Origin of the sequence: Micromonospora sp. WMMD1082, from assembly GCF_029626175.1 — a bacterium.
GTDB lineage: Bacteria > Actinomycetota > Actinomycetes > Mycobacteriales > Micromonosporaceae > Micromonospora.
Genome location: NZ_JARUBM010000002.1, coordinates 6,125,176 through 6,146,532 on the forward strand (window position 1 = coordinate 6,125,176; position 21,357 = coordinate 6,146,532).

The window sequence follows — 21,357 nt, forward strand, 5'->3', positions numbered from 1 at the left end:
CAACGACATCGATTACCTTCGGTCACCACCGAATGTGAGACAGAGCCTCGATTTCCGTGTTTGGGCCTGTGGTGTGATCGATGCTGTTAGATGGTGATCCGGTCGCCGTAGGCGAGGATCAGGGCGTTGAGGGTCTTGGCCCAACCGTAGACCCTGCCGGTGATGCTCCCGCCGCCTCTACGTTTCTGCTGGACGACGAGGTAGAGGACCTTCATCGCGGCCTGCTCGGTCGGGAAATGCCCGCGCCTGCGGGCGGCCTGCCGGAACCGGGCGTTCAAACTTTCGATGATGTTGGTGGTGTAGAGGACTTTGCGGACCTCGTGGTCGTAGTTCAGGAACGGCACGAACTGTGGCCAGGAGGTCCGCCAGAGCCGGATGACGGCGGGGTACTGGTCACCGAACTCGGCGGCGAGCGCTTCGAAGCGGGCCTCTGCAGCGGCGACGGTGGGGGCGGTGTAGATCTCCCGCAGTGCGGGGGTGATCTTCTGCCAGTCCTTCCGGTTGGTGTAACGCAGGCTGGCCCGCACCAGGTGGACGACGCATTGCTGGTGCACCGCGAGGGGCCATACCTGTTCGATAGCGTCGGTCATGCCTTTGAGGCCGTCGGAGCAGACCATGAACACGTCCTCGACACCCCGGTTGCGGAGTTCGGTGAGGTAGCCGGCCCACTGTTTGGCGCCTTCACCGCCGGTGCCGGCCCACATACCGAGCACGTCGCGTTCCCCGTCGAGGCTGATGCCGACCACGACGTAGACGGGCCGGTTCGCGACCTGCCCCTGGCGGATCTTCATCACCAGGGCGTCGATGAACACCACCGGATAGATCCGGTCCAGCGGCCGCTGCCGCCACGCCTCCATCTCGGCCAGGACACTGTCGGTGACCCGGCTGATCAACTCCCGGGACACATCGGCCTCATACACATCCGCCAGATGCGCCGAGATCTCCCCGGTCGTTAACCCTTTCGCATACAGCGACAGGATCGCCTCGTTGAACCCGTCCAACCGGCGAACATGCTTGGGCACGATCTGCGGGGTGAACGATCCGGCCCGATCCCGCGGCACCTGGATCCGCACCGGCCCGACATCGGTCTGCATCGTCTTGGTTCCGTGACCATTACGCACGTTGGCCCGCCGGCCGGTCGCCTCGTCGACACCGGCCTCGTCGAGATGCGCATCCAGCTCCGCATCCAACGCTGATTCGAGCACGGTACGAGTGATCCCCGCCAGGAGCCCACCCGGCCCCACCAGAGACACCCCGTCGGCCTTGGCCCGCTCCACCAACTGCTGAGCGAACTCCACCTCCGCCGCCGACGGCTCCGGAAGCTGAACAGCGTTCTTCTTGTCTGCCATGACGTGGTCCTTCCCGGACAGGATCAACGTCCTGTCCAACGGACCACACCCAGGTCAAACACGGAAATCTACGCAGTCCCGTCTCCCCCACCGAGACCGGGCGCTGGGCGCCTGTTCGGCGGCTCCGTGACTCGGTGACGTCCTGCTCGGTGGCGCCATGTCCCGGCAGCGGTGGCAGAAGGTGCTTGACGGACTGGACGTGCTGTGGGTCGGCGTGCGGTGCGAGGCGGCCGCGCTCGCGTGACGGCGCTGCGGCGCCCGCACCGGGGACGGAACGCGTACGCCCCGCGGCCTCACGTCTGGAACGTCTGGCGGTAGGTGTCCGGTGGGACGCCGACCGTACGGCGGAAGTGGCGGCGCAGGGTGGTCGCGGTGCCCATGCCGGCGGCCGCGGCGATGGTGTCGACGCTGTCGTCGGTGGTTTCGAGCATCTCCTGCGCGCGGCGGATCCGCTGGGTCAGCAACCATTGCAGCGGGGTGGTGCCGGTGATCGCGTGGAAGTGGCGGGTCAGCTGGCGCGAACTCAGGTTCGCCTGGCGGGCCAGGTCCGCCACGGTGAGCGGTTGGTCCAGCCGCCGCATCGCCCAGGGGAGCAGGTCGGCCAGGGGGTGGTCGTCCTGGGCGGGCACCGGTGTGGTGACGAACTGGGCCTGGCCGCCGGCCCGGTGCGGCGGCACGACCAGGCGGCGGGCGACCACGTTGGCGATCGCCGAGCCGTGGTCGCGGCGGACCAGGTGCAGGCACAGGTCCATCGCCGCGGCCTTGCCCGCGGAGGTGAGCAGCCTACCGTTGTCGACGTAGAGCACATCCGGGTCGACCGTCACCCGGGGGTAGCGCGCGGCCAGGTGGTCGGTGTGGGCCCAGTGCGTGGTCGCGCGCAGCCCGTCCAGCAGGCCCGCGGCGGCGAGCACGAACGCTCCGGTGCACAGGGAGACGACCCGCGCGCCCGCCTCGTGGGCCGCGCGCACCGCCTCGACGAGGTCGGCCGGCGGGTCCTCGTCGATCTCCGCCAGGGCGGGGACGACCACCGTGCCGGCGCGGGCCAGCCGGTCGAGCCCGCCGTCCGGCTCCAGCAGGAACCGGCCGACCCGCACGGGCCGCGTGCCGCACACGCTCACGTCGTACCAGGGGCCCCGGACGGCGTCCGGGGCGGAGCCGAAGACCTCGTAGGCCAGGGCCAGCTCGAAGTGCAGCATCCCGTCGGTGGCGGCGAAGGCGACGGAGCGCGAGACGGCGGCCATGTCGGGAATTGTACGGGTCATGTCGTTCCGGACACTGGCAGCGGTCGGTCGGCCCGGCCAGGATCTCTGGCAGCGGATCACCTCACGCCACCGGGAGCAGGTCATGGCAACGGTCGGGAACATCGCGGTCTACGGTGCGTACGGGCACACCGGGCGGTTCGTGGTCGCCGAGCTGCGGGCGCGCGGACACCTCCCGCTGCTGCTCGGTCGCGACCGGGACAGGCTGCGGGCGCTCGCGCGGGAGCACCCGGACGTCGAGACGCGGCGGGCGTCGGTCGACGATCCGGCCTCGCTCGACCGGGCACTGGACGGCACGGACGCAGTGATCAACACCGCCGGGCCGTTCGCCGCCACCACCGGCGCGGTCCTCGGGGCGGCACTGCGCGCCGGCATCCCGTACGTCGACGTGGCGGCCGAGATCGAGGCCAACGTCGACACGTTCACGCACTTCGCCGACTCCGTTCGCGCCGCCGGCACCGTGGCGGTCCCGGCGATGGCCTGCTACGGCGGCCTCGGCGACCTGCTGGTCACCACCGCGATGGGCGACTGGACGGCGGCGGACGAGGTGCACGTCGCGTACGCCCTCAGTAGCTGGCACCCGACCGGCGGCACGCTCGCCTCGGGGGCGGTCTCGGCGCGGCGGCGCGGCGGTCGCCGGGTCCGCTTCACCGGCGGGCAGCTGCGCTACCACGACGACCCGCTGCCGACCCTGGAATGGTCCTTCCCGGCCCCGCTCGGCCCGCAGCGCGTCATCGGTGAGTTCACCATGGCCGACGTCGTCACCATCCCCAGCCACCTGGCCGTCCCGGAGGTCCGCACCTACCTGACCGCCAACGCGGTCGCGGACCTCCTCTCCCCCGACCCCACCCCGCCGACCGCGATCGACGAGCGCGGCCGCTCCGCACAGACGTTCGTCGTCGACGCCCTCGTCCGCTCCGGCGACACGGAACGCCGCCTGACCGCCACCGGCCAGGACATCTACGCCATCAGCGCGCCGCTCGCGGTGGAGGCCGTCGACCGCATCCTCACCGGCCGGACCCGGGCGACCGGCGTCGTCTCCGCCGGCGCGGCCTTCGACGCCCCCGACTTCCTCGACGCGCTGTCCGGGCACCTCACGCTGCACGCCCCGGCGGACACCCACGGCTGAGACCCGTGCGCCCGGCGCGGCCCGGACCAGGGCGGCGGCACGGGTCGGACAGGTGACGCACCGCCGCATACCCTGGCCGGGTGGCGCCGGTCAGTCCCACCCAGCGGATCCTCTCCCCCGACGACGTGCTCGACTTCGTCCGCGCCTCGTTCGGCCCGGATCGACAGGTACGCGACTGCGGGCCGCTGTCCGGCGGCGGCTTCGCGGCGGTGTGGTGGGCGCGCCTCGACGACGACCGGGATGTCGTGCTGAAGGTCGCCCCGCCGCCCACCGCGCGGCTGCTGCGGTACGAGACCGATCTGCTCGCCGCCGAGGCCCGCTACTTCCGGCTGGTCGCCGAGCGGGCGCCCCGGGTGCCGGTGCCGCCGGTGCTGCACCACGGCGGCGATCCGCGGCGCGGCGAGTGGTTGGTCACCGGACGGCTGCCCGGACGGGCACTGCCCGATCTGGACGGTGACGACGGCCCGGCCCGGGCCGACCTGGGCGCGGTGACGGCGGCCCTGCACCGGATCACCGGCGACCGGTTCGGCTACGACGCCGGCCGTACCGGCGGATCGACCTGGCGGGCGGCGTTCGCGGCGATCATCGACGACCTGCTCGCCGACGCGGCCGACTGGGCCGTGACCCTGCCCGCGCCGCCGCAGCGGATCCGGGCGCTGGTCGCCCGGCACGCCGACGTGCTCGACCGGGTCGGCCGGCCCGCCCTGCTGCACTTCGACTGCTGGGACGGCAACGTGCTGGCCGCGGCGGGCGACGACGGCCCACCCCGGATGTGCGGGCTGGTCGACGGCGAACGCTTCCTCTACGGCGACCCGCTGGTGGACCTGGTCTCTCCGCTGCTGTTCCGCCGCGCCGAGGACGAGCCGGCGCACCCGTTCCTGCGCGGGTACGCCGACGCCACCGGCGCTCCGCTGATCTTCGACGACGGGGCGCGCCGCCGGTTGACGCTCTACCGGATGCACCTGCACCTGCTGATGACCGTGGAGATGCCCAGCCGGGGCATCACTCCGGCGAACGACCCCGGCCGGCACACCCTGCTGGCCGAGCTGCTGGCACGCGACCTGGACGACCTGAGCACCTAGGGTCGGCTTGCTCCTTCCGCGAAGCGGGCGAGGGGATTGGTCAGGGCGCCGACGAGTTGCAGCGCGGCGGACGGGTCGGCGAGGTCGACCATCTGCTGGTTGTCGCGCAGTTGCAGCCGGTTGAGGCAGGAGAGCGCGAACTCCGGGGCGAACAGGTCGTAGCGGGCCAGCCGGTCGGCCAGCTGGGGCACCCGGTCGGCGTACTCGGTGGCGCAGTCGGCGACCGTACGCCAGAACGTCTCCTCGTCGGCGACGCCCTGATCGGCCAGCACCGCGCCGAGGAAGCGGAAGAAGCAGTCGAAGACGTCGGTGAAGATCGACAGTAGCTTCATGTCCTCCGGGATGTCGGCCCGGATCCGCTCGACCGCCGCCGGCAGTTCCGCCTCGGCGCTCATCACCACGATCTCCTCGGCGATGTCCTTGAAGATCACCCGCTCGACGGCCCCCTCGTGCAGCACCAGGATGACGTTCTCGCCGTGCGGCATGAAGGCCAGGTCGTACGCGTAGAAGGCGTGCAGCAGCGGGGTGAGGTAGGCGTTCAGGTAGCGGCGCAGCCACTCCGTCGGCGCCAGCCCGGAGGCGGCGATCAGCTCGGCCGCGAACGACCGGCCGTCGGCGTCGACGTGCAGCAGCGACGCCATGGTGGCCAGCCGCCGGCCGGGTGCCAGCCCGGGCACCGGGCTCTCCCGCCAGAGCGCGGCCAGCATCTTCCGGTACGGCGAGTAGCGGTCGGTGGCCGCCTCGTACTGCCGGTGCCGGTAGCCGACGGCGGCCCGCTCCCGGATGATCGTCAGCCCGGTCGCCCGGAACACCGCGTCACCGGCGATCAGGTCGGCGAGCCAGTCGTTGATCGCCGGGGTGGCCTCCATGTAGGCGGCCGACAGGCCGCGCATGAAGCCCATGTTCAGCACCGACAGCGCCGTCTTGACGTAGTGCCGCTGCGGGGCGCTGACGTTGAAGAAGGTACGGATGGACTGCTGGGCGAGATACTCGTCGGGTCCCTCGCCGAGGCAGACCAGCCGCCGACGGGCCACCTCACCGGCGAAGGTGACCGACAGCTTGTTCCACCACTGCCAGGGGTGCACCGGGATGAGGTGGTAGTCGGCCAGGTCCAGGCCGAGCCCGGCCATGGTCGAGGCGAACCCGTCGAGGGTCGCCGCGCCCAGTTCCGCGCGCAGCAGCGCATCGTAGTCGAGGTCGGCGGAGCTGGTGAAGGTGGCGTGGTCGCGGTGGGCGGCCAGCCAGATCAGCCGCACCGGCGTGGCCGCCTCGGGGGCGTAGCGGTGGTACTCGTCGACGCCGAAGCCGAGCCGGCCGTTGTTCGCCACGAAGCAGGGGTGGCCCTCGGTCATCGACGTCTCGATGGTCTGGAAGTCGGCCTCGACCAGTTTCGCCGCGCCGGGTAGTGCCCGGTCCAGCTTGTACGCGATGCCGGCCAGGGTGGAGCTGATCTCCTCCAGGTAGACCGGCAGGACCCGGTCGGTGAGGCCGAGCGCGCCGCGCAGGTCGAGGCAGAGGTCGACCGCGTCCAGCGGCAGCGTCTCCGCCCCCCGGTGCCGGGTGATGCTGTCCGGATCGATGTCCCAGTGCTCCAGGGTCAGCACCCGGGCGGCGAACCGGTACCGCACCGCGCCGGAGTCGCCGGTGACGGCGTACCACCGCCGGCCGGCGGCGTCGGCCGGCGACCCGTCCGGCTCGGGGGTGAGCAGCCGCTCGTGGGTGAACTCGGCCAGCGCCTTGCGCACCAGCAGGCGGTTGGCCCGTGCCCAGGTCTCCGGCCGCAGGTGGGCGACGGGCGAGCGCGAGAAGTGCGGCGAGGCGGCATCCCCCGGTCGCGACGAAGCGGGTGGCTGGTCAGGCGTGGTCACGGAGGTGCTCCTTCGCTACGGTGGCGGCCCGGAACCGCTCCCGGGTGCAGATGCTCAGCAGGGCCGTCTTCTCCGGCTTGGTGATCGGGCCGACCACCTCGAAGCCGACCGCCGCGTTGAGCGCGTGCACGGCGGTGTTGCGTACGTCCGGCTCGACCACGACCCGTTCGGTGGCGGGGTCGGCGAAGAGCCAGGCCATCACGGTGGTGATGACGGCCCGGGTGAAGCCGTGCACGGGCGCGTCGGTGGGTGCGCAGAGGAAGTGCATGCCGACGTCGCCCGGCCGGGCGTCGTGCAGGCCGACCAGTTCGACGTGTGCCGGGTCGTACCGTTCGGCGAGGAACGCCGGCTCGCCGCGCCACAGCCCGACGAACGCCTCGTGGTGCGGGTGCGCGGCGATGCGCCGGTACTCGGCCGCCACGGCGTCGACGTCGGCGTCCTGCATCAGCCAGAACGCCGCCTTCGGGTCGGTCACCCACCGGTGCAGCAGCGGGGCGTCGGCGGCCACGTCGAGCGTACGCAGCGCGAACTCGCCGAGTCGCCGGTCGTGGCGGGTGTGCACGAGTGCGGTCACACCGGCACTCCGAACTGTTGGAAGGTGATCGACTTCTCGATCGGGTAGACCTCCCGGCCGGCCAGCTCGCGGATGATCCAGCTGTTGCGGTACGGGCCCATGCCGAGGTCCGGCGAGGTGATGCTGTGCGTGTGGGTGCCGCCGTTCTGGAGGAAGACGCCCCGGCCGGTGTGGTCGACGCTGTAGTTGCGGGCGACGTCGAGCCGGCCGTGCCCGTCGACGCGCAGCCGGTCCCGGATCGGGTCGAGGAAGGCGGGCACCTGGTACCGGTAGCCGGTGGCCAGCACCAGTCCCTCGGTGTCCAGGGTGGCGTCACGCCCCTGCTCGACGTGGTGCAGCCCGAGGGTGTGCACGCCGGTGGTCTCGTCGTACGCGACGCCGGTCAGTTCGGTGTTGGTCAGCAGCCGGGTGTTGACCGGGCCGTCGACGCTGCGCGTGTAGAGCAGGTCGTAGATGTCGTTGACCAGGTCGGCGGAGATCCCCTTGAACAGCCCCTTCTGCTCGGCCTCCAACCGGTAGCGGGTGGGCTCGGGCAGGGCGTGGAAGTAGTCCACGTAGTCCGGCGAGGTCATCTCCAGCGTGAGCTTGGTGTACTCCAGCGGGAAGAAGCGCGGCGAGCGGGTCACCCAGTTCAGCTGGTAGCCGTGGGCGTCGATGTCGCCGAGCAGGTCGTGGTAGATCTCGGCGGCGCTCTGCCCGCTGCCGACGACGGTGATGCTCCGCTTGGCCTTCAGCGTGTCGCGGTGTTCCAGGTAACGCGAGTTGTGCACCGCGTCGGAGGTCAGGCCGGCGCAGGCGTCGGGAAGGTACGGCGGGGTGCCGGTGCCGAGCACCAGGTGCCGGGCCCGGTGGCTGACGGTGGTGCCGTCGACGGTGGCGGTGACCACGTACCGCTGGTCGGCCGGGTCGTACTCGACGGCCCGCACCTCGTGGCCGAAGCGCAGGTTCGGCAGCTTCGCGGCGGCCCACCGGCAGTACGCGTCGTACTCCACCCGGAGCGGGAAGAAGCTCTCCCGGATGTAGAAGGGGTAGAGCCGGCCGGTCTCCTTCAGGTAGTTGAGGAAGGAGAAGGGCGAGGTGGGGTCGGCGAGGGTGACCAGGTCGGCCAGGAACGGGGTCTGCAACCGGGACGACTCCAGCAGCATGCCGGGGTGCCAGGAGACGTCGGAGCGGGCCTCCAGGAACAGCCCGTCGAGGTCCGTGATCGGCGCGGTCAGGCAGGCCAGGCCGAGGTTGTACGGGCCGAGGCCGATCCCGATGACGTCGTAGCTTTCCATCCGGCCCTCCAGGCTCGGGTTCGCGGGTCGCATGCTCAGCCGACCGGGCAGGTCAGGTCGGTGGCGAACGCGCCGGCGTGTTCGTGCACGTACCGGCCGGCGTGCTCGGCGATCAGGTCGAGGACGTAGGCGACGTCGTCGGCGGTGGTGGCCGGGTTGAGCACGGTGAACTTGAGGTACTGCCGGCCGTCTACCTTGGTCCCGGCGACCACCGCGAGGCCGGAGGCGGCCAGCGCCTCCCGGGCCCGCAGGTTGGCCGCGTCGGCCAGGTCCCGGCCCGGCCCGGTGGGCCGCCACCGGAACACCACCGTGCTCAGCTGGGAACGGGTGAGCACCTCGAACCGGGGGTCGGCGGCGACCAGGTCCCACGCCTCGGTCGCCCGGTCGCAGACCTCGTCGAAGAGTTCGCCGACCGCGTCCGGGCCCATCACCCGCAGCGTGAGCCAGAGCTTGAGCGCGTCGAAGCGGCGGGTGGTCTGCAGGCTCTTGTCGACCTGGTTGGGGATGCGCTGGGCGACCATCCGGGCCGGGTTGAGGTAGTCGGCGTGCCAGGTGGCGTGCCGCAGCGTCCGCCGGTCGCGGACCACCAGCGCGCTGGAGCTGACCGGCTGGAAGAAGGACTTGTGGTAGTCGACGGTCACCGAGTCGGCCCGTTCGATGCCGTCGAGCAGGTGCCGGCGGGTGGGCGAGACCAGCAACCCGCAGCCGTACGCGGCGTCCACGTGCAGCCACACCCCGGCCGTGGCACACACCTCGGCGATCTCGTCGAGCGGATCGATGGTGCCGAAGTCGGTGGTGCCGGCGGTGGCCACGACCGCCATCGGGGTCAGGCCGGCCCGCCGGCAGCGCGCGATCTCGTACCGGACGGCGCCGGGGCGCATCCGCCGGTCGGGGCCGGTCTCCACCACCACGACGGCGTCGGGTGCCAGGCCGAGCAGCTTGGCCGCCTTCTGCACGCTGAAGTGCCCGGCCGCCGAGGCGATGATCCGCAGCCGGGGCAGCATGAGCCGCCGGTCGGTGGGCGTCGTCGCGGCCAGGGCCTCCTCCCGGGCCAGCAGCAGGGCGTGCAGGTTGCTCTGGGTGCCGCCGCTGGTGAAGACCCCGTCGGCGGCCGGGCCGAGACCGATCCGGTCGGCCGTCCACTCGATCAGCCGTCGCTCGATGAGCGTGCCGCCGGCGCTCTGGTCCCAGGTGTCCATCGAGGAGTTCACCGCGCTCAGGACCGCCTCGCCGAGCAGCGCCGGGATCACCACCGGGCAGTTGAGGTGGGCCAGGTAGCGCGGGTGGTGGAACCAGACCGCGTCGCGCAGGTAGACCTCCTCCAGCTCGTCCAGCGCGGCGGTGGTGTCACCCAGCGGCCGGTCCAGGTCGATCGCCTCCACCAGGGGGGCGATCTCGTCCGGGCGTACGCCGGTGAACGGTCCGCTCACCTCGGCCACCCGCCGGGCCACCCGGTCCGTGCCGGCGGCCACCGCCCGGCGGTACTCCTCGACTGTGCCGTCGCCCAGCAGGTGGGCCCGGGCGGGTGTGTGCCCGGGCCGCGGCCCGGTCGGCGTTGCCTCGGCGGTGTGCACCGGCAGGGTCATGGATGTGTCCTCCACGCTCGGCGGTTCGGTTATCGGGCAGCCGGAACCCGCCGCACGGCAGCTGGGCGGCGGGCGTTGGGGTCTGGGAGGGCGGTGGCGGGGCGGCCGGCGTGGTGGTCGACCAGCCGGCCGCCCGACGGCGTCAGGTCAGCTTCTTCGCGCCCTGGATCGCCTTGGCGAGATCCTCCAGCAGCGGAGCCGCACCGGCGTAGGAGAAGCGGGGCACCGCGTCCCACGGCGCGACCTGCCCGGCCTGCACGGCGGGCAGCTGCTTCCAGGTGGGCTTGGCGGCCAGGTCGGTCGGCTGCAGGGCGGTGCTGCGGTTGTCGAGCAGGATCAGGTCGGCCGGGAACTTGCCGGCGTTCTCCCAGCTGAGCGCCTCGAAGTAGTCGCCGGCCTCGAGCTTGGTCGGCACCACGATGTCGACGCCGAGCTCGGCGAAGTACATCAGGTCCGTGCTGACCTTGGGGTTGGAGACGTAGAACAGGTCGGGGCTGCCCGAGGCCGCCATCACCTTGATGCCCGGGTTGGCCTTGACCGCCTGGCGCACCGCCTCGGCGGCGGCCTCGAACCGCGCCTTGGCGTCGGTGACCTTCGCCGCCGTCAGGTCGGCCCCGAGGGACTCGGCGAGCTGCGCGTAGCGCTCGATCGGCTTCGTCATCGGCACCCGGGCGGTGGTGATGGTCACCACCGGCGCGAGCGGCAGGATCTTGTCCTTGCTCTCGTCTGGCACGTACCAGTAGGCGCCCGGGTCGTACATGTGCGTGACCAGCAGTTCCGGGCGCAGCGCGGCGTACTTCTCGACGCTGAACTCACCCCAGACGTTGCCGAGGATCTCCACGCTTTCCACGTCCAGGTCGCCGGCCTGCGACTCGGCGCTGCCATCCGCCTTCTTGGTCTCGCCGAAGACACCCACCACCTCGCGGCTGAGTCCGAAATCGACCAGCGCTGCGGCGGAGCCGGTGAAGGCGACCACCCGGCCGGGTCGGGCATCCGCGCTGACCTCCTCGGGCCGGTCGTCCGTGAAAGACCAGGGTCCGGAGGCGTTGTCGGCGCCGGGTGCGGCGGTGTCGTCGTCCTGACCGCAGCCGGCGAGCACGGCGGCCACCGCAGCGGCGCCGCCAACGGCGAGTAGTCCCCGGCGGGAGAAACGACGGGTGGAGAGGTGCTCAGACATTCGTGTCGTCTTTCGATCAGGGTCGAGGGGACCATGGACAGCCGGGTTAGGCTAACCTAACCTAACTTCCTGCCTAGACTCGGCTCCTGTCAAGTCCCGACGGCGTTTCGCACACTGGAGTTCACACTGTCCGTCATCGAGTCGCCACCCCACGAGACGCCGCCCCGGTCCACCGCACCACCCCGGCACCGCCGTGCCGCCCTGCGCGCCAGCGGCCTCCTCGTCGCCGCACTGGCGCTGCTCGCGGTCACCGTGCTGAGCATCACCGTCGGCGCCAAGCCGATCCCGCTGCCCGACGTGTGGCAGGCCCTGACCGACCGCGACGCCGCCGAGTACGCCGTCGTACGGCAGCTGCGCCTGCCGCGTACGCTGCTCGGCCTGCTCGCCGGCACCGCGCTCGGCGTGGCCGGCGCGGCGATGCAGGCGCTGACCCGCAACCCGCTCGCCGATCCCGGCCTGCTCGGCATCAACGCCGGCGCCGCCGCGGCGATCGCCACCGCCACCGCGCTGTTCGGCGTGGGCGGCGGCACCGGCCAGGTGTGGTTCGCCCTGCTCGGCGCGGCCGCCGTCACCGTCGGCGTGTACGCCGTCGGCGGCGGTCGCACGGCCACGCCGGCGCGGCTGGCGCTGGCCGGCGCGGCGCTCAACGCGGCCCTCTACTCCTACGTCAGCGCGGTGATGCTGCTCGACGCGGCCGGCCTGGAGCGGCTGCGCTTCTGGACCGTCGGGTCGCTGGCCAGTGCCGACACCGCCACCGTGCTGCGGGTGCTGCCGTTCATCGCGGCCGGGCTGCTGGTGGCGCTGGCCTCGGCCCGTCCGCTCAACGCGCTCGCCCTCGGCGACGACGCCGCGCAGTCCCTGGGTGCCCGCCCGGCCCTGGCCCGCACGGCGGTGATCGTCGCCATCACCCTGCTCTGTGGCGCCGCCACGGCCGCCTGCGGGCCGATCGTCTTCGTCGGGCTGCTCGTGCCGCACCTGGTGCGCGCCCTCACCGGGCCCGACCTGCGCTGGATGCTGCCGTACTGCGCGCTGCTCGCCCCGGTGCTGCTGCTCGGCTCCGACGTGCTCGGCCGGGTCATCGGTCGCCCCGGTGAACTCCAGGTCGGGCTGGTCACCGCGGTGCTCGGCGGCCCGCTCTTCCTCTGGTTGGTGACGCGGACGAGGACGGCCCGCCCATGATCGTGATTCGCACCCCCGGCCGGCTCTCCCTGCGGCTGCATCCACGCGCCCTCGCCGTCGGCACCGCCTGCCTGCTGCTCGCGCTCGCCCTCGGCGTGCTGGCCGTCGGCCACGGCGACTACCCGATGTCCCCCGCCGACGTGCTGCGCACGCTGACCGGTGGGGGAAGCCCCGCCGAGGAGTTCATCGTCACCGAGCTGCGACTGCCCCGGCTGGTCACCGGGCTGGCCGTCGGCACCGCGCTCGGCCTGGCCGGCGCGGTGTTCCAGTCGCTGGTCCGCAACCCGCTGGGCAGCCCCGACATGCTCGGCTTCACCCAGGGCGCGGCGACCGGCGCGCTCGTCGTGGTGGCCGTCGGCGGCAGCAGCGCCGCCCTCGCCGGCTCCGCGGCCCTCGGCGGCATCGTCACCGGCCTGCTCATCTACCTGGTCGCCTGGCGCCGAGGCGTGCACGGCTACCGGCTGGTCCTGGTCGGCATCGGCATGTCGGCGATCCTCACCGGCGTCAACGGTTACCTGATGACCCGCGTACCGCTGATGAGCGCCTCCCGGGCGATGCTCTGGCTCACCGGCAGCCTGGACGGCCGCGGCTGGTCCGACGCCGCGCCGCTGCTGGCCGCCCTCGCGGTGCTGGTGCCGGTGCTGCTCGCCTGCGGCCCGGCGCTGCGGATGACCGAGCTGGGCGACGACGCCGCCAGCGGCCTGGGGGTGCACGTGCAGCGGCTGCGGATGCTGCTGCTCGCCGGGGCCGTGCTGCTGGTCGCCCTGTCGGCGGCCGCCGTCGGCCCGGTGCCGTTCGTCGCGCTGACCGCCCCGCACCTGGCCCGGCGGCTGACCCGGGCACCGGGGGTCAACCTGCTGCCCGCGGCGGCCATGGGCGCGCTGATCACCGTCGCCGCCGACCAGGTGGCGCTGCGCGCCCTGCCCGGCCAGCTGCCGGTCGGCGTGGTGACCGGCGTGATCGGCGGCGGCTACCTGGTCTGGCTGCTGGCCACCGAACGCCGGGCGGGCCGACTGTGAGAATCTTCGACGAGAACGGAGCGACCAGCATGCCGACCTCCCGGCTCGGTGGCAGCGAGCTGCGGCTCGCCTACGACCGGCGGATCGTCGCCGAGGACCTGACCGTCGCGGTGCCCGACCGCTCCTTCACGGTCATCATCGGCCCGAACGCGTGCGGCAAGTCCACCCTGTTGCGGGCACTGTCGCGGCTGTTGAAGCCGGCCGCCGGGTCGGTGCTGCTCGACGGTGAGGACATCCACCGGCGCCCGGCCCGCGCGGTGGCCCGGACGCTCGGGCTGCTGCCGCAGTCACCGATCGCCCCGGACGGCATCGGCGTGGCCGAGCTGGTGGCCCGGGGCCGCTACCCGCACCAGGGCCTGCTGCGGCAGTGGTCGCGCGACGACGAGCGGATCGTCACCGAGTCGATGACCGCCACCGGCGTCGACGACCTCGCCGACCGGCTGGTCGACGAGCTGTCCGGCGGCCAGCGGCAGCGGGTCTGGCTGGCCATGGCGCTGGCCCAGCAGACTCCCCTACTGCTGCTGGACGAGCCGACCACCTACCTCGACATCGCCCACCAGGTCGAGGTTCTCGACCTCTGCGCCCGGCTGCACGAGGAGCAGGGCCGCACCCTCGTCGCGGTGCTGCACGACCTCAACCACGCCGCCCGCTACGCCACGCACCTGATCGCGATGCGCGGCGGGCGGGTGGTCGCCGCCGGCGAACCCCGGCAGATCGTCACCGCCGACCTGGTCGAGGAGGTCTTCGGCCTGCCCTGCCGGGTCATCGACGACCCGGAGACCGGCACCCCGCTGGTGGTCCCGGCGGCCCGCGCCCGCGCCGGTACGGTGACCCCGTGAGCACCCGCCGCTACCGCGACGACTACGGGATCCCCCACCTGCGCGCCGACGACCACGGATCGCTGGCGTTCGCCCAGGGCCGGGTCACCGCGCTCGACCGGGCCTGGCAGATCGAGGTGGAGCGGCACCGCTCGCAGGGCAGTTCCGCAGCCTTCCTCGGTGCCGACGCCGTGGCGTGGGACAGCTTCGCCCGCCGCGCCCGGCTGGACGACACCGCGCGGCGCTGCCACGCCGCCCTCGACCCGGCCACCGCCGACTGGGTGGGCCGCTACGTCGACGGCGTCAACGCCGGGCTGGCCGCCGGTGCGGCTCGGGCGCCGGAGTTCGCCGCCACCGGCCTGGCCCCCGGCCGCTGGCAGCCGTGGACTCCGCTGGCGCTCTGGCTCACCCACCACGTGCTGTTCGCCGGATTCGGCACCAAGCTCTGGCGCGAGCAGGTGGCCCGCCGGCTCGGCCCGCAGGCGGCCGGACTGTTCGCCGCGGACGCCCAGGTCACCTCGGGCAGCAACGGCTGGCTGCTCACCGCCGACCGCACCGCCGGTGGCGCCGCCCTGATCGCCGGTGACCCGCACCGGTTCATCGAGGCACCCGGCATCTACCAGCAGATCCGCCTGGCCTGCCCGGAGTACGACGTCCTCGGCCTGGCCGTGCCCGGCGTGCCGGGCGTGGCGCACTTCGGCCACGCCGGCGACGTCGCCTGGGCCATCACCAACGCGATGGCCGACTACCAGGACGGCTACGCCGAGCGGCTGCGCCGCCGGGGCGACCTGGTCGAGGCGTACGGCCCGGACGGGTGGCGGCCCGCGCACCGGCACGTCGAGACGATCGAGGTGGCCGGGGCCGCGCCGGTCGAGGTCGAGGTAATCGAGACAGAGCGGGGGCCGCTGATCGCCGGTGGCCCCGACGACGACCCCGCCGTCACGGTCAGCCTGCGGTACCCGCCCCGGGTCACCGCCGACCTCGGCTTCGCCGTGCTGCCGGCGCTGCTGCGGGCGCGTACCGTCGATGATCTCGACGCGGCCCTGGACGGCTGGGTCGAGCCGGTCAACGTGGTGCTCGCCGCCGACACCGCCGGTGGATTGCTGCATCGGGTCGCCGGCCGGGTGCCCCGCCGCCACCCCGACAACGGCCTGCGGGTGGTGCCCGCCTGGGAGGCACGCCACGCCTGGCAGGGCTGGCACCCGATGCCGAAGGTCCCGATCGACCAGGTGGCGGTGATGGCCAACGAACGCGGCATCGCCGCGCCGTTCGGCGTGGAGTTCGCGGCGCCGCACCGGGCCGACCGGATCCGCCACCTGCTCGACGGGGCCACCGACTGGCGCGCCGACCAGCTGTCGTCCGTGCACACCGACACCTACCTGCCCGCCGCCGGGCCGCTGCTCGACCTGATCGCCAAGGTGGAAGGGCTCGACGGCCCCGCCGCCGCGCTGCGCGAGCGCCTGCTGGCCTGGGACCGCACGATGGCCGCCGACAGCGCCGACGCCGCGACCTTCGCCGACCTGCGGGCGGCCGTGGTACGCCGGCTCGCCGCCCACCCGACGCTGGCGCCCCTGGCCGAGCCGGCGGACTACCCGGAGGTGTTCCGGCCGTGGCTGGCCCTGCTGCCCCGGGTCGGGTACGCCGTGACGCCCCTGCTGCACGCCGACCTGCCCGGCCTGGACCGGACCGCCCTGCTGCGCGAGGCCCTGACGGAGGTCGCCGCCGCCGGCGACGCCCGCCGCTGGGGCGAGCGGCACCGGCTCGCGCCCTGGCGGGCACTGCCCGACCCGGACGCGCCACCGGGGCCCCCGCTCTCCGGCGACCACGACTGCGTGCTGTCCACCTCCAGCGTGCCCGGGGTCACCGACCTGTGCCTACGCGGCCCGGCGGCCCGCTACGTGTGGGACCTGGCCCGGCGGGAGAACAGCCGGTGGGTGGTGCCGTTCGGCGCCACCGGTGCCGGGCCGCACCGCGACGACCAGCTGCCGCTCTGGCTGCGCGGTGACCTGATACCGGTGACCTGCGACTGGGACCGGCTGACGGAGGAAGACGATGACTGACCGGCACCACTACGAGCGGCACGTGCCCCGGTTCGGCGTGGTCACGTTCCGGCCGGTCGACCCGGACGCCGACGCCGACGTGATCCACTCGTGGGTCAGCCAGGAACGGGCGCGGTTCTGGGGGATGCGCGACGCCGACCGGGACCGGGTCGCGGAGATCTACCGGTACGTGGACTCGCTGCCCACCCACCACGCGTACCTCACGCTGCGCGAGGGCGAGCCGGTGGCGCTGTTCCAGACGTACGAGCCGGAGCACGACCCGGTCGGCGAGTGCTACCCGGTACGCCCCGGCGACCACGGCGGCCACCTACTGATCGGCACTCCGGTGCGGCCCGAGCCGGGCTTCACCGGAACCCTGCTGGGCGAGTTCATCGCCTTCGTCTTCACCGACCGCCGCCGACTGCGGCTGGTGATGGAGCCGGACGCCCGCAACGACCGGGCGATCGTCCGGCTGCGGCGCGCCGGCTTCGTCGACGGCCCGCTGATCGACCTGCCGGACAAGCGGGCCCGGCTGATGTTCCTCGACCGCGCCGCCCTGCCGGGCGCCGCCAACCCTCCGCGGTAGGAGAGCAACGCGCTGCGGGCCCTCGCTCTGGTCTCGCGTTTCGAGAACAGTTTGGACGCCGCTGGCGTGCGTCGGGCACAGTCGGACCGTGGCAAACCCCATCACCGTACGTCATCGCTCCATGGATGAGATCATGCAAGGGCTGCACCTCGTGCGGCGTTCCCCGCGCGGTGTCGGCACCCTGGCACTGGCCGTACGTCGGCCGGCCGTCGACGCCCGGGAGGTGCTCTCCGAGGCCGAACTGGACCCCGATGCCGGGCTGATCGGCGACAGCTGGAGTCAGCGGTCCAGCTCGCGGACGGCCGACCGGTCACCGCACCCCGACATGCAGCTGAACGTCATCAACTCCCGTTTCGTCGAGCTGATCGCGGGCCCTGATCGGAACGCCTGGGCGCTCGCCGGGGATCAGCTCTACCTCGATCTCGACCTGAGCGTCGACGCCCTGCCAGCCGGTGCACGCCTGGCGATCGGCGACCGGGCGGTCATCGAAGTGACCGACCAGCCGCACACCGGCTGTGCCAAGTTCGCCGCCCGGTTCGGACGCGACGCCCACAAGATCGTCTGGACCGAGGAGGGCAAGCAACTGCGGCTGCGCGGCCTCAACGCCCGGGTGGTCGTCGGCGCAACGATCAAGGCAGGCGACACCGTACGGCAGCTCCCTTGATCCCGACGAATCGGGGCACACCTGGCACGGCAGATCAGTGCGTTATGTCGCGACGATAAGTGCAAGTCACCCGGTCTCTTCGGGACGCCACGCAGGCGCGAAGAGGGCGCAAGATCCGCACAGTTTCAGGGATACTGCTGCCTCAACTCCGCCCGAGGCAGCAGTATCAGGGAAGTTGCGCGGATCATGAACCCGGGCCGGGACGTTTTGTCACCGGTGCGCTGCGGTGGGGCTCCATCTACCGGTCAGATCGACGTCAGCTCATGCAGCCGGGCGCCAGTCTGCGGTGATGGTGGCAATGCCAGCGGTTACCGCCTCCGGGTCGACGAGTTGATGCAAGTGTCCGCCGGGCACCTCCGCGACGCGCCAACCTCGCGTCCGTGCCTCCCGGGCCAGGCGGTCGTACGGCGGCCCGAACAACAGATATCCGCATGGCCGACGGTCCCAATCCGCGGGCACAGGGAACTGCTGCTCGTAGTAGCTCAACGGGAGCCGGGGCTGCTCGGCCGCGACCATCGATCTGGTCTGGGGGTCGGGAAACAGCGGTGCGACGATGCTCTCCTCCCACCATGTCGTCCACTGCGGCAACCGGTCCCGCGTCGCTATCGACCGCAGGTGGGCCAGCCGTTCGGGTGACGCGGCAGGCGTCGGACCGCGCAGCGAGGGCAAGCTGGCGTCGACGAACAAGCAGCCCGCGACCGGACGCCCGACCGCCGGCACGACGACCGGAACCAACGGGCCAGCGTTGCTGTGGGCAACCAACACGATCGGCTGGCCCGGCGGTAGGTGGGAGACGCCGTCGTTGACAGCGGCGCCGATCCGTGGCCAGAACGGCGGGTCGTCGACATCGGCCACGTGAACCAACGACGGCACGACCGTCGTCGTGCCCCGTGTCCTCAGGTTGGCCGCCACCGGAGCCCAGGTCAGCGGACCCAGCAGCAAGCTGTGCAGCAGTACGAACGCCGGCTTCACCCGTCCACCATCCACGAAGACGCCTGGCCGCCGCCACCCGGCCGCCTCGCCGATGACAGGACGTGCGCGTTTAGCGCACGAGTTCCCGGCCGCCCGCCAGTGACAGGGTCTGCCCGTTGATGTGGCCATTGGCTGCCGAGGCCAGATAGGTGATCGCGGTAGCTATGTCTTCGGGAGTGCAGATGCGGCCGGTCGGGGTCTTCTCCGATTCGGCCGCGACCGCTTTCGGGCCCAGGAACGGAGCATTCAACACCTTGTCGGTGAGGGTGAAGCCGGGGCGGACGATGTTCGTCAGAATGCCATGGCGGGCCTCCCTGACGGCGAGCACTCGTGCGGCGGTCTCGATCGCTCCCTTCGCGGTGGCATAGGCGAGCGGCCCGGCCATGGGTTGCTCGACGATGTCGGTCGAGACGACAACGACGCGCCCCCAGCCGGCGGCGCGCATGGCCGGTAGGGCCGCGTCGATCAGAGCTGCGGGGCCGACCGTGTTGACGGCCAGCGAGGTGGTGAGGCCGTCGATCTCGTCGGCCTCGAAAGAGGGCCACTGCACGGCGTTGGCGATCAGGACAGAGATCGGCCCGAGACGTTCGGTGATCTGGTCGATGACGCCCTGCACGGTGACGAGGTCGCCCTGGTCCAGGTGGACGGCGCAGGCTCGGCCGCCTGCCTCCGTCACGGCGTCGACGACGTCCATGGCGCCGTCGCGGTTGGTATGCCAGGACACTGCGACGGAGGCGCCTTCGGCAGCCAGGTGCAATGCGGCGGCTCGGCCGATGGCGCCGGAAGCGCCGGTGACGAGGGCGACCTTGTTCGACAGACCGGTTTCCATCACACTCCCATAGTCGGCTATAAGTTAGCCGACTATGGATCAGGGATGGATGGCTTGTCAACTCGTACACTGCCCAGGTGGAACTCGCGGATGTCCTGGCCACCAACAAGGCCCTGGTCAAGGTGGCCAAGCTGTACCGGAGTGCCCAGGCCGACGTCCTGGCCGGGCTCGCCCTGCACCCCGGGCAGGACGTCTTGCTGTGGATGCTGGGGCAGGAGCCCGACGGCATGACGGTCTCCGAGGTCGCCGCTCGCCTCGGCGTGGAGCAGCCGACCGTGACGCGCAGCCTCAGTCGTCTCGAGCACGGCGGCTGGTTCGTCAGGAGGTCCGTGCCGGGCGATCGGCGCGCCACCCGCATCGTGTTGACCGACAAGGGTCGGACCGGCATCTCGGAGATCGAATCGGCCTGGCGCACCCTCGCCGAGACCGCAACAGCCGGAATGGCGAACGATCAACGGGCCGCGTTGGTCGAACTCCTGGAAAAGGTGCGCGGAAACCTTCTCACCCTAGCCATCGAAACCGACTGACCGGACTCCCCACCCCGCAACATCCTGAGTACGCGGGCGGATGCGCGTCTCCCACGGTCTCGGCCGAGACGGGCACGAGATGGCGCGCGAGGTGCGACAGAGATCCGGATGCTGTGGCGCTTCGTGTCAGAGATCGACGCGCTGCTCGACCGCTGCAGGATCGTTCGCCTCGCCGAAGCGGAGCACCGCGTGCGCCGGCCGCGCGGGAAAGGCCCGCAGGTGAGGTTCCATCGCGGCGAAAAACGACTCGCGTCGGGGCCGTACGCGTACAGCACCGCTTCGCCGGCACCGAGTTCGTCGCCGTCGATTTCCCCGACAGCCGCTGATTCGATTGCAGCGGTCAACCGTTTCGCAAGACCGCGTACCGCCTCGCGTTCCTCCCGCGTACCGAACTCGTCGCCCGACAGCGGAAGACACACGATGACAGCATGCTCCGACGAACCCATACGTTCTCCCGACCACTACTCGGCGCACCAGACGCGACCGCCGACGTTAGCCCGCCTTGATGACCGCTTCGAGGTGAGGCTCGACGAGGGCCAGTACTGCTTGGTGTGTGGCCGCGTCGGCCGAGACTATGAAGCCACGTCCGGCGTTCAGCGGGTTACCCGCCAGGTCGCTGATTGCGCAGCCTGCCGCCTCGGCGATTGCGATCCCGGCCGCGAAGTGGAGGTTCTCGCGGAAGGTGCCGTCGGAGACGTACGCCGCCCTTCGGCCGGCTGCGACCCAGGCCACGCCCAGCGTGGAGGAGATGACGCGGGGCCCGTAGGCACCGCGCAGGTGAGGATCATGCACGAGTTGTCCACCGACGAACGGACGGTCGAGCGGGCCGTCGCAGTTGATCTCGATGAGACCAGAGACCGCAGACGGAGCCAGCGGCCGGTCCCTGCCGTAGGCGCGCAGGCAGGCAGCCGACCCGTCGGTCCAGAAGACCTCGCCGGCGATCGGATCGGTGGAGGCAGCGGCACGGCCTATCCCGTCTTGGAGTAGCGCGACGTTGACTGCGACCAGAGGGGTGGTGGCGGCGAAGTTCAGAGTGCCGCAGAGGGGGTCAATGAGCCAGCGTCGTCTCGCTGCCTCGGAGTCAGCGCCCCCGGTTTCCTCGCCGGTGCATGGGTCTGCGGGGCGATGACGCGCCAGGACCCTTACGATCGCAGCCTCGGCATCGAGGTCCGTGTTGGTGGCGAAGTCAGTCGCAGACTTCGCGAAGCGGACGTGGTCCGCACCGTAGTTCCGAACGACCACCTCGGCTCCTGCGAGAGCTGCCGCGATGGCAACCTCAGCATCAGTCAGGGTCATGAGGCGACCCTAGCCACCTGCTACGCCGCGACCCGGAGCGCCAGGACTGCGGCGGTACCGAGGTCAGCTCAGCAGGCCGATAGACGACTGGGTCACCGAACGCATCCTGGCATGGGTCCGGATCCAT

Annotated in this window: 19 protein-coding genes; 9 read left to right on the forward strand and 10 right to left on the reverse strand. The window is 72.0% G+C overall.

Translation table 11 applies throughout. The features are described 5' to 3' along the window. Positions 1-86 precede the first annotated feature (86 nt). Both O7615_RS28330 and O7615_RS28335 read right to left on the reverse strand, forming a co-directional pair. On the reverse strand, positions 87-1,349 hold the full coding sequence (locus O7615_RS28330) for an IS256 family transposase (protein WP_278180832.1): 1,263 nt from the start codon (positions 1,347-1,349) through the stop codon (positions 87-89). A gap of 293 nt (positions 1,350-1,642) precedes the next feature. After that, positions 1,643-2,590 carry a helix-turn-helix domain-containing protein gene (locus O7615_RS28335; RefSeq protein WP_278180833.1) on the reverse strand — a complete coding sequence of 316 codons (948 nt, stop codon included), beginning with the start codon at positions 2,588-2,590 and terminating at the stop codon, positions 1,643-1,645. A 103-nt stretch (positions 2,591-2,693) separates the two neighbouring features. Between O7615_RS28335 and O7615_RS28340 the strand changes: the two genes are divergently transcribed. Both O7615_RS28340 and O7615_RS28345 read left to right on the forward strand, forming a co-directional pair. Then, positions 2,694-3,737 (forward strand): saccharopine dehydrogenase NADP-binding domain-containing protein, encoded by a 1,044-nt coding sequence (locus tag O7615_RS28340; RefSeq protein WP_278180834.1) that lies wholly within the window; start codon positions 2,694-2,696, stop codon positions 3,735-3,737. A gap of 80 nt (positions 3,738-3,817) precedes the next feature. After that, positions 3,818-4,819, forward strand: a complete 1,002-nt coding sequence (locus O7615_RS28345; RefSeq protein WP_278180835.1) for a phosphotransferase — start codon at positions 3,818-3,820, stop codon at positions 4,817-4,819. Here O7615_RS28345 and O7615_RS28350 read toward each other — a convergent pair. The 5 genes from O7615_RS28350 to O7615_RS28370 all read right to left on the reverse strand — a co-directional run bounded on the left by O7615_RS28350 (position 4,816) and on the right by O7615_RS28370 (position 11,301). Continuing rightward, positions 4,816-6,603: an IucA/IucC family siderophore biosynthesis protein gene (locus tag O7615_RS28350; RefSeq protein WP_278182267.1), complete on the reverse strand. Its 1,788-nt coding sequence runs from the start codon at positions 6,601-6,603 to the stop codon at positions 4,816-4,818. The genes O7615_RS28345 and O7615_RS28350 overlap by 4 nt on opposite strands. Positions 6,604-6,673: 70 nt before the next feature. Further along, entirely contained in the window at positions 6,674-7,261 is a 588-nt protein-coding gene (locus tag O7615_RS28355; protein ID WP_278180836.1) for a GNAT family N-acetyltransferase, read from the reverse strand. Beyond that, the gene (locus tag O7615_RS28360; RefSeq protein WP_278180837.1) at positions 7,258-8,538 is read right to left on the reverse strand and encodes a SidA/IucD/PvdA family monooxygenase; all 1,281 of its coding nucleotides are present in this window, start codon (positions 8,536-8,538) and stop codon (positions 7,258-7,260) included. The genes O7615_RS28355 and O7615_RS28360 overlap by 4 nt, the downstream gene beginning before the upstream one ends. Before the next feature lie 35 nt (positions 8,539-8,573). Then, entirely contained in the window at positions 8,574-10,124 is a 1,551-nt protein-coding gene (locus O7615_RS28365; RefSeq protein WP_278180838.1) for an aspartate aminotransferase family protein, read from the reverse strand. 142 nt (positions 10,125-10,266) lie between these two features. Next, positions 10,267-11,301 carry an ABC transporter substrate-binding protein gene (locus O7615_RS28370; protein WP_278180839.1) on the reverse strand — a complete coding sequence of 345 codons (1,035 nt, stop codon included), beginning with the start codon at positions 11,299-11,301 and terminating at the stop codon, positions 10,267-10,269. Between the two features lie 135 nt (positions 11,302-11,436). On the opposite strand from O7615_RS28370, the gene O7615_RS28375 reads away from it, so the two are divergent. The 6 genes from O7615_RS28375 (at position 11,437) to O7615_RS28400 (ending at position 17,606) form a co-directional block, all read left to right on the forward strand. Then, complete coding sequence (locus O7615_RS28375) at positions 11,437-12,480, forward strand: iron chelate uptake ABC transporter family permease subunit (protein ID WP_278182268.1); 1,044 nt, start codon at positions 11,437-11,439, stop codon at positions 12,478-12,480. Further along, on the forward strand, positions 12,477-13,499 hold the full coding sequence (locus O7615_RS28380; protein ID WP_278180840.1) for an iron chelate uptake ABC transporter family permease subunit: 1,023 nt from the start codon (positions 12,477-12,479) through the stop codon (positions 13,497-13,499). Before O7615_RS28375 ends, O7615_RS28380 begins: the two co-directional genes overlap by 4 nt. 29 nt (positions 13,500-13,528) lie before the next feature. Next, positions 13,529-14,338 (forward strand): ABC transporter ATP-binding protein, encoded by an 810-nt coding sequence (locus tag O7615_RS28385; RefSeq protein WP_278180841.1) that lies wholly within the window; start codon positions 13,529-13,531, stop codon positions 14,336-14,338. Continuing rightward, positions 14,335-16,377, forward strand: coding sequence for a penicillin acylase family protein (locus O7615_RS28390; RefSeq protein WP_278180842.1), 2,043 nt, complete (start codon positions 14,335-14,337; stop codon positions 16,375-16,377). The genes O7615_RS28385 and O7615_RS28390 overlap by 4 nt, the downstream gene beginning before the upstream one ends. Continuing rightward, complete coding sequence (locus O7615_RS28395) at positions 16,370-16,942, forward strand: GNAT family N-acetyltransferase (protein ID WP_278180843.1); 573 nt, start codon at positions 16,370-16,372, stop codon at positions 16,940-16,942. Before O7615_RS28390 ends, O7615_RS28395 begins: the two co-directional genes overlap by 8 nt. A 121-nt stretch (positions 16,943-17,063) precedes the next feature. After that, on the forward strand, positions 17,064-17,606 hold the full coding sequence (locus O7615_RS28400; RefSeq protein WP_278180844.1) for an MOSC domain-containing protein: 543 nt from the start codon (positions 17,064-17,066) through the stop codon (positions 17,604-17,606). 261 nt (positions 17,607-17,867) lie between these two features. On the opposite strand, the gene O7615_RS28405 is transcribed toward O7615_RS28400, so the two are convergent. Both O7615_RS28405 and O7615_RS28410 read right to left on the reverse strand, forming a co-directional pair. After that, entirely contained in the window at positions 17,868-18,578 is a 711-nt protein-coding gene (locus O7615_RS28405) for an alpha/beta hydrolase (protein ID WP_278180845.1), read from the reverse strand. A gap of 70 nt (positions 18,579-18,648) precedes the next feature. Then, the gene (locus O7615_RS28410; protein ID WP_278180846.1) at positions 18,649-19,407 is read right to left on the reverse strand and encodes an SDR family oxidoreductase; all 759 of its coding nucleotides are present in this window, start codon (positions 19,405-19,407) and stop codon (positions 18,649-18,651) included. A gap of 77 nt (positions 19,408-19,484) precedes the next feature. On the opposite strand from O7615_RS28410, the gene O7615_RS28415 reads away from it, so the two are divergent. Beyond that, positions 19,485-19,934, forward strand: coding sequence for a MarR family transcriptional regulator (locus O7615_RS28415; protein WP_278180847.1), 450 nt, complete (start codon positions 19,485-19,487; stop codon positions 19,932-19,934). A 492-nt stretch (positions 19,935-20,426) separates the two neighbouring features. Here O7615_RS28415 and O7615_RS28420 read toward each other — a convergent pair whose 3' ends face one another. Further along, positions 20,427-21,230: an inositol monophosphatase family protein gene (locus O7615_RS28420; RefSeq protein ID WP_278180848.1), complete on the reverse strand. Its 804-nt coding sequence runs from the start codon at positions 21,228-21,230 to the stop codon at positions 20,427-20,429. Positions 21,231-21,357 lie beyond the last annotated feature (127 nt).

Excerpts from the sequence above, each read along its gene's own strand:
- O7615_RS28410 (WP_278180846.1), bottom strand. The coding sequence starts at position 19,407 with ATGGAAACCGGTCTGTCGAACAAGGTCGCCCTCGTCACCGGCGCTTCC.
- O7615_RS28370 (WP_278180839.1), bottom strand. The coding sequence starts at position 11,301 with ATGTCTGAGCACCTCTCCACCCGTCGTTTCTCCCGCCGGGGACTACTC.
- O7615_RS28365 (WP_278180838.1), bottom strand. The coding sequence starts at position 10,124 with ATGACCCTGCCGGTGCACACCGCCGAGGCAACGCCGACCGGGCCGCGG.
- O7615_RS28385 (WP_278180841.1), top strand. The coding sequence starts at position 13,529 with ATGCCGACCTCCCGGCTCGGTGGCAGCGAGCTGCGGCTCGCCTACGAC.
- O7615_RS28335 (WP_278180833.1), bottom strand. The coding sequence starts at position 2,590 with ATGGCCGCCGTCTCGCGCTCCGTCGCCTTCGCCGCCACCGACGGGATG.
- O7615_RS28395 (WP_278180843.1), top strand. The coding sequence starts at position 16,370 with ATGACTGACCGGCACCACTACGAGCGGCACGTGCCCCGGTTCGGCGTG.
- O7615_RS28400 (WP_278180844.1), top strand. The coding sequence starts at position 17,064 with ATGGATGAGATCATGCAAGGGCTGCACCTCGTGCGGCGTTCCCCGCGC.
- O7615_RS28330 (WP_278180832.1), bottom strand. The coding sequence starts at position 1,349 with ATGGCAGACAAGAAGAACGCTGTTCAGCTTCCGGAGCCGTCGGCGGCG.
- O7615_RS28360 (WP_278180837.1), bottom strand. The coding sequence starts at position 8,538 with ATGGAAAGCTACGACGTCATCGGGATCGGCCTCGGCCCGTACAACCTC.
- O7615_RS28380 (WP_278180840.1), top strand. The coding sequence starts at position 12,477 with ATGATCGTGATTCGCACCCCCGGCCGGCTCTCCCTGCGGCTGCATCCA.
- O7615_RS28420 (WP_278180848.1), bottom strand. The coding sequence starts at position 21,230 with ATGACCCTGACTGATGCTGAGGTTGCCATCGCGGCAGCTCTCGCAGGA.
- O7615_RS28340 (WP_278180834.1), top strand. The coding sequence starts at position 2,694 with ATGGCAACGGTCGGGAACATCGCGGTCTACGGTGCGTACGGGCACACC.